Origin of the sequence: Nocardiopsis sp. TNDT3 (genome assembly GCF_003427465.1) — a bacterium.
Lineage (GTDB): Bacteria > Actinomycetota > Actinomycetes > Streptosporangiales > Streptosporangiaceae > Nocardiopsis > Nocardiopsis dassonvillei.
Genome location: NZ_QPFC01000522.1, coordinates 1 through 6,910, shown reverse-complemented (window position 1 = coordinate 6,910; position 6,910 = coordinate 1). Strand labels below are relative to the sequence as shown.

General features: G+C 74.4%; 6 protein-coding genes. All 6 read left to right on the top strand.

All coding sequences use genetic code 11. The annotated features are described in order from the left end of the window. Positions 1–599 (top strand): tripartite tricarboxylate transporter TctB family protein (locus tag DQW06_RS13660; RefSeq protein ID WP_117198580.1); only part of this gene is annotated, 599 nt, incomplete at its 5' end. 5 nt (positions 600–604) lie between these two features. Next, positions 605–2,137, top strand: a complete 1,533-nt coding sequence (locus tag DQW06_RS13655; RefSeq protein ID WP_197724943.1) for a tripartite tricarboxylate transporter permease — start codon at positions 605–607, stop codon at positions 2,135–2,137. 155 nt (positions 2,138–2,292) lie between these two features. Next, positions 2,293–3,420: an MFS transporter gene (locus tag DQW06_RS13650; RefSeq protein WP_117198579.1), complete on the top strand. Its 1,128-nt coding sequence runs from the start codon at positions 2,293–2,295 to the stop codon at positions 3,418–3,420. 291 nt (positions 3,421–3,711) lie between these two features. Then, complete coding sequence (locus tag DQW06_RS13645; RefSeq protein WP_117198581.1) at positions 3,712–4,683, top strand: RNA polymerase sigma-70 factor; 972 nt, start codon at positions 3,712–3,714, stop codon at positions 4,681–4,683. A 356-nt stretch (positions 4,684–5,039) separates the two neighbouring features. After that, on the top strand, positions 5,040–5,780 hold the full coding sequence (locus tag DQW06_RS13640) for an SDR family oxidoreductase (protein WP_013152044.1): 741 nt from the start codon (positions 5,040–5,042) through the stop codon (positions 5,778–5,780). Positions 5,781–6,005: 225 nt separating this feature from the next. Further along, positions 6,006–6,899, top strand: a complete 894-nt coding sequence (locus DQW06_RS13635) for an alpha/beta fold hydrolase (RefSeq protein ID WP_117198578.1) — start codon at positions 6,006–6,008, stop codon at positions 6,897–6,899. Positions 6,900–6,910: the final 11 nt, after the last annotated feature.

Sequence of the window (6,910 nt, the reverse complement as noted above, 5' to 3'; positions counted from 1 at the left end):
ACACCGGGTCCGGGGCAGGCGCCGCCGCCCCGGAGCCCGCGGCCGACCCCGCGCCCGCCGCCCTCGGCACGGCGCTGGCCGTGCCCGCGGTGACCCTGGTGACGGCCCTCTTCCTGCTCGTGGGCGGCATGGTGATCCGCGTGCCGGAGAGCAGCGGCTTCCTGGGCCCGCAGTTCTTCCCGCTGACCGTGGGCGCCCTCTTGGGCGTCACGGCGTGTGTGGCGGGGGTGCGCGCGGTCCTGGCCGTGCGGCGCTCCCCGTCCGCCGAAACGACGGGGACCGCGGCCGCTTCCACCACGGCCGCCGAGGCCGCCCCCGACGCCGTTGCCGCTGCCTCCGACGCGAAGAGCGAACACGGCGACTGGCGCACCCTGGGCGTCATGGCCGCGACCCTGACCGCCCACGTCCTGCTGCTCCAACCGCTCGGCTGGCTGCTCTCGGGCACCCTGCTCTTCTGGGGCGTCAGCTTCGCCCTGGACCGGCGCTCACCCCTGCTGGACCTGTGCGTGGCCGTGGCCCTGGCCGCGATCGTGCAGATCTGCTTCTCCGGCCTGCTGGACGTGTCGCTGCCCAGCGGCCTGCTCGGAAAGGTCCTGTGAACACCGTGGACACCTTCTCCCTCCTGATGTCGGGGTTCGCCGAGGCCCTGACGCCCGTCAACCTGTTGTGGTGCCTCCTCGGCGTGGTCCTGGGCACGGCCGTGGGCGTCCTGCCGGGGCTGGGCTCGTCCATGGCGGTCGCCCTCCTGCTCCCCCTGACCTTCCTGCTGGAGCCGACCGCGGCGTTCATCATGTTCGCGGGCATCTACTACGGCGGGCAGTTCGGCGGCGCGACCACGTCCATCCTGCTCAACACCCCCGGGCAGAGCTCGTCGATCGCCACCGCGTTCGAGGGCCACGCCATGGCGCGGCGCGGCAGGGCCTCCCAGGCGCTGGCGGCGGCGGTGATCGGCTCCTTCGTGGGCGGCATCGTGGCCACGACCGTGGTGGCCTTCTTCGCCCAGCGCATGGTGGTCCTGGCTCTCGGGTTCGGACCGGCCGAGTACTTCGCGCTCGCCGTCCTGGCCTTCGTGTGCACCGCCGCCGTCGTGACCTCCTCCCCCCTGCGGGGCATCACCGCTCTGGGCATCGGCCTGACGATCAGCGTGGTCGGCATCGACGACCAGAGCGGCGCGATCCGCCTGACCCTGGGCGTCCCGCAGCTGCTGGACGGGGTCAGCATCGTCGTGATCACGGTCGGACTGCTGGCCGTGGGCGAGGTCCTGCACACCGGGTTCCGGCCGAAGCGGGCCGCCGCGGGCCAGCTGGTGGCGTCGGGCACGCCGTGGCTGGGACGCGCGGACCTGCGCCGCTCCTGGAAGCCCTGGCTGCGGGGAACGGCGCTGGGCCTGCCCTTCGGCGTGATCCCCGCCGGCGGCGCCGAAATCCCCACCTTCCTGTCCTTCGGAGCCGAGAAGGCGCTGGCCAGGCGGCGCGGCGACAGCGAGTTCGGCCGGGGCGCGATCGAGGGCGTGGCGGGGCCGGAGGCCGCCAACAACGCGACCACGGCGACCGCGATGGTCCCCTTGCTCGGGCTCGGCCTGCCCACGTCCGCGACGGCCGCCGTGATGCTGGCGGCGTTCCAGCAGTACGGGATGCAGCCGGGACCCCTGCTCTTCGAGCAGGAGGGCGACCTGGTCTGGGCGCTGCTGGCCAGCATGTTCATCGGCACGTTCCTGCTGCTGGTGATCAACCTGCCCTTCGCGCCGCTGTGGGCGCGGCTCCTGCGCCTGCCCCAGCGCCACCTGTTCGCGGGGCTGATGGTCTTCGCCACGGTGGGCGTGTACTCGGTCAAGGGCTCGGTGTTCGACGTCGTCCTGCTGTTCGCGGTGGGCGTCCTCGGGCTCCTGATGCGCAGGTACGACATCCCCGTGGCGCCGGTCCTCATCGGCGTCATCCTGGGGCCGCTGGCCGAGAGCGAGCTGCGCCGGGCGATGGCCGCGAGCCAGGGCGACGTGTCGATCCTGTTCGACAGCGGCATCGCGGTCGGCATCTACACCATCCTCGTGGCGGTGGTGGCGGTCTTCGCGGTCAAGCGGGTGCGGGACCGGCGCCGGTCCGCGACCCCGGCTGCCGAGCGCCGGGTGGACACCGTGTAGAACCAGATGGTCACGTCATCGGATGTCCCCGGGGAACCCCCAGCCCCCGGGGCGCCGTTGCGCCGGACGGGGAGTACACGGACGAGGGGGAGAGAACGTTGGGAAGAGGCCGCGTCAGGGGGGCGTCGTGGCTCTGGCCGCTGTTACTGAGCGTCATGTTCACCCACACCGCGCTCAACCTCGCCCGTCCCCTGGTCTCGTACCGGACGATCGCCCTGGGCGGTGACGCCGTGGCGGTGGGCCTGGTCACCGCCGCCTACGCGCTGCTGCCCCTGCTGGTGGCGGTCCCGCTGGGGCGGGCGACCGACCGGTCCCGGCGCATGGCGTGGATCGTCGGCCTGGGCGCGGCGGTGCTCGGCGCGGGCTCGCTGCTGCTGGCGTACGGCACGGACCTGTTCGCGATCGCCGCGGCCAGCACGGTGCTGGGCATGGGCCACCTGCTGTGCATGGTCGCGGGTCAGGGGCTCATCGCGCGCCTGGCCGCACCGGGGAACCTGGACCGCGACTTCGGGTGGTTCACCGCGGCGGCCTCCCTGGGCCAGCTCGTGGGCCCCCTGCTGTCGGGTGCGATGCTGGCCGACGCCTCGGGGGACGCGCTGCTGTCGGCGACCTCCTCCGCCCTGCTCGTCGCCGCGGTGACCGGCGGACTGGGGCTGGTGCCGATCCTGGCCTTCGTCCGGGTGCGCATGCCCGCGCCCTCGCGCGAGAAGGGGTCGGAGAGGACCCCCGCGCGGGAACTGCTGCGCAGGCCGGGCCTGCCCTCGGGGCTGTTCGCCAGCCTCGCGCTGCTCTCGGCCGTGGACATCCTCACCGCCTACCTTCCGCTGGTCGCCGAGAACCGCGGCATCCCGCCGATGACGGTCGGCGTCCTGCTGAGCCTGCGCGCGGGGTTCTCGCTGCTGTCCCGCCTGGTGCTGTCCCGGCTGGTGCGGCGCTGGTCGCGCGAGACGCTGATCGCGGTCAGCGCCGGGGCCGCGGGCCTGTCGATGGCGGCGGTGGCCCTGCCGGTCAGCAACGTGTTCGTGCTGGGGGCGGTGCTGGCCGTCGGGGGGTTCCTGCTGGGTCTGGGCCAGCCGCTGACGATGTCGGCGGTGGCCACGGCAGCCCCGGAGGGCTCGCGCGGGGCCGCCCTGGCGCTGCGGATCTGGGGCAACCGGCTCGGGCAGGTCGGGATCCCTGCCGTGGGCGCGGGGGTCGCGGGCGCGGTGGGCGCGCCCGGGGCGCTGTGGTTCGCGGCGGTGGTGCTCGTGGCGTCGGCGGTCACGGCGGCCAAGCAGATCTGATCCGCCCCGGGGCCTGCCGGGAAGCGTGAGGCACTAGATGCACGTGGGATGTCCCGGCCGCGCGAGGCAGACACGCACGAGGCGCCAGATGCACGCGGGGCCTCCTGACCGCGCGAAACAGACACGCACGAGACGCCAGATGCACATGGAACGCGTGGGTTCTCCGGTTGCTCCGGGGTGTGCGGAATCACCGTGCCTGCCGGGCACTCCGCCGGTGCCCCGGTAGGTTGGCGAGGGGCGCGTGTCCCGTGCCCGGGCAGCAGGTCAGAACCGGTGAAGGTGGTCGCGCCCATGCAGTCAGCCGTCCCACGGGAGCCCAGCCCCCTGGAGGAGGCCGCACAGGCCTTCACCGGTGTGCGCCCGCGCCTGTTCGGTATCGCCTACCGGATGCTCGGCAGCTGGGCCGAGGCCGAGGACCTGGTCCAGGAGGTCTGGCTGCGGTGGCAGAGGACGGACCGCGGCGTCGTGGAGGACCCCGCCGCGTTCCTGGCCACGATCACCACGCGCCTGGCCATCAACGTCCTGAAATCGGCCCGGGCCCGCCGTGAGGCCTACGTGGGACCGTGGCTGCCCGAGCCCGTGGACACCGGCGCCGACCCCGGGGTCGGCGCGGAGCGCGGCGCGGCGGTCGAACTCGCCCTCCTCCTGCTCATGGAGAAACTCACCCCCACCGAGCGCGCCGCCTACGTCCTGCGCGAGGCCTTCGACTACCCCTACGACCGGATCGCCGCCGTGGTGCGGACCGGCGAGGCCAACGCCCGCAAGCTGGTCAGCCGCGCGCGCGGGCACCTGTCCGAGGGCCGGAGGGAGCCGGTGAACCCTCGGGAGCACCGGAGACTGGTGGAGGCCTTCCTCACCGCCGCCCAGGCGGGCGACCTGGCCGCCCTGGAGGAGATCCTCGCCGAGGACGTGGTCAGCCGGTCCGACGGCGGGGGCCGGGTGCGCAACAGCGCCCGCGTTCCCGTCACCGGCAGGGACCGCGTGGCCAGACTCCTCCAGGCCTTCGCCCCGCGCTTCTGGCCGGGCTCGCGCACGGAGATCGCGGAGATGAACACCAGACCCGGCCTCGTGGTGTCCCGGGGCGGGACGCCCTTCGCGCTGCTGTCCGTCGACGCCTCGGCGCAGGGCATCAACCAGCTCCTGTGGGTGATGAACCCAGGCAAGATCGCCTCCTTCCAGCGCTCCTCGCGGGGCGTCATCGGCGCCCCCGGGAGCCCGCCGGGAGCCGGGGGCCTGTCGGACGCCGGGGAACCGGCCTGCTGAGCGGCGCCAACGGCGCCATGGCATTGGTGCCAGGTGTTCCGGCGCGCACACACGCCCCGGCAGGCACACGCGCCCCTGCTGACCTTTGCCCACCACGCGGCCACGGCCGGCAGCCGGTTTTCAGCGTCCCTCGGTGAGGCCCTCTCCCCCGGGCCGCCCGCCCGTGTCACACACGCGGCCGCTGCCCTGTCCGAGTGGGTGAGGGCCGCACCGGTTGTCCGGACCGCGGCGCTCACGCGCCGTTCGCGGCAGGCGCGGCGGAGGGACCCGCCAGCCGCCCGCGACGGCCGCTCGGTCGGCGTACCGGGGCCCCACGCGCCCCGGACGCCACAGGTTGTCAGGCGTAGGAGGTAACGATGAAGATCGTGGTCGTCGGCGGTACGGGCCTCATCGGCTCGCAGGTGGTCTCCCTGCTCGGGGAACGGGGCCACGAGGCGGTCGCCGTCTCCCAGTCGACGGGCGTCGACGTGCTCACCGGCGAGGGGCTCGGGCAGGCCCTGACGGGCGCGGACGCGGTCGTGGACGTGACCAACTCCCCCTCCTTCGAGGACGGGGCCGCGCTGGACTTCTTCACCCGGTCGACGAAGAACCTGACCGCGGCGGGACGGGAGGCGGGGGTGGGCCACCACGTCATCCTGTCCATCGTCGGCGTCGACCGGGTTCCCGGGCTGGGCTACTACCGGGCCAAGGTCGCCCAGGAGGAACTCCTGGCGCGGAGCGGGGTGCCGTACAGCATCGTGCGCGCCACCCAGTTCTTCGAGTTCGTGGACTCGATCATGGCGTTGACCACGGACGGCGGCACCGTGCGCCTGCCCTCCACCCTGATGCGGCCCATCGCCTCCGCCGACGTCGCGGCCGCGGTCGCGGACACGACGCAGGGGGAACCGCTGAACGGACGGCGCGAGATCGCCGGGCCCGAGGTGCTGCGGCTCGACAGGCTCGGGGAGATCACCCTGGCCGCACGCCCGGACGGGCGCTCCGTCACCACGGACGAGGGCGCCGGGATGTTCGCGGGTATCCCGGACGGCGTCGTCAGCGGTGACGGCTCCGTGCCCACCGCGACCACGCGGTACGAGGACTGGCTCCGGCGCTCCTGACCCGGACCACCGGTCCGCCCGGGCCCGCACCGGGTCGCGTACCCGGCGCGGGCCCGCGCCCCCGGTCGGCGTCCGGACGACCGGAGGGGCAGCGGGGGCGGGCGTACGCGCGCGGACCCCGCGCGCTCCCCCCTGTTCGAACACCCCCCGGAGGCGTACGATGGGACGTTAGGTGTGTCGGCAGTCGGGTCCACCGGCCCCGGCGTCTCCACGGAACCAGGCAACGTGAACCACCCCGCCCCCTCTCCCGCACAGCGCGTCTACCGTTCCCGGACCACCAGACAGGCCGTCCACGACTGGTGCTGGGACAGGCTCAACGCCCAGTCCCCGCTCACCCCGCTCGCGACCGTCCCCTGTTCCCTGGGCGTCACCCGCGTCTTCACCGCCCCCGGAGGCCCCGGCACCCCGGTCCTCGTGCTCCCCGGGTCGGTCCTGAGCGCGGCCACGCTCCTGGACGCCGTCCGCGTCCTGTCCGAGGACCGCCCCGTCCTGGTCGCCGATCCGCCCGGACAGCCCGGGCTCAGCGACGGCGACCGGCCCCTGGTCGAGCGTCCGGCGTACTACGGCGGCTGGCTGGACGAGGTGCTGCCGCAGGTCACCGACCGCCCGGTCCTGGTCCTGGGCCACGGCATCGGCGCGGCCATCGCGCTCTCGGCCACCCCCGGGCCCCTGGTGGCCGGACTCTGCCTGGTCAACCCCGGTGGCCTGACACCGGCGACCGGCGGCACCGGCCTGGCCGCCGCCCTGGTGCGCTGGAGGTTCCACCCCGACGCCCGGTCCAGCTCCGCGCTGCTGCGCGCCATGTGCGGCCCCGGCTCGGCCGAACCCCGGAACAGCACCCTGCTGGAGTGGACGACCCTGGTCGGCCGGTCCTGCCGCGCGGTCAACGTGCTGCCGCCCCGGCCGCTGCGCGCGGAGGCCCTCCACCACTGGCGGCGGACCCCGGTCACCGTCGCCACCGGGTCGCACGACCCCTTCTTCTCCCCGGACCTGCTGTACAGCCCGGCCCTGCTCTTCCTGGACGCCGCCGTCCACACCGTCCGGGGCGCGGGGCACCTCGCGCTGCGCGAACGCCCCGACCTGGTGCGGGACCTGCTGCGGGGGTTGCCCAGCACCTGAGGCCCCGGGCG

Excerpts from the sequence above, each read along its gene's own strand:
- DQW06_RS13650 (WP_117198579.1), top strand. The coding sequence starts at position 2,293 with ATGTTCACCCACACCGCGCTCAACCTCGCCCGTCCCCTGGTCTCGTAC.
- DQW06_RS13645 (WP_117198581.1), top strand. The coding sequence starts at position 3,712 with ATGCAGTCAGCCGTCCCACGGGAGCCCAGCCCCCTGGAGGAGGCCGCA.
- DQW06_RS13640 (WP_013152044.1), top strand. The coding sequence starts at position 5,040 with ATGAAGATCGTGGTCGTCGGCGGTACGGGCCTCATCGGCTCGCAGGTG.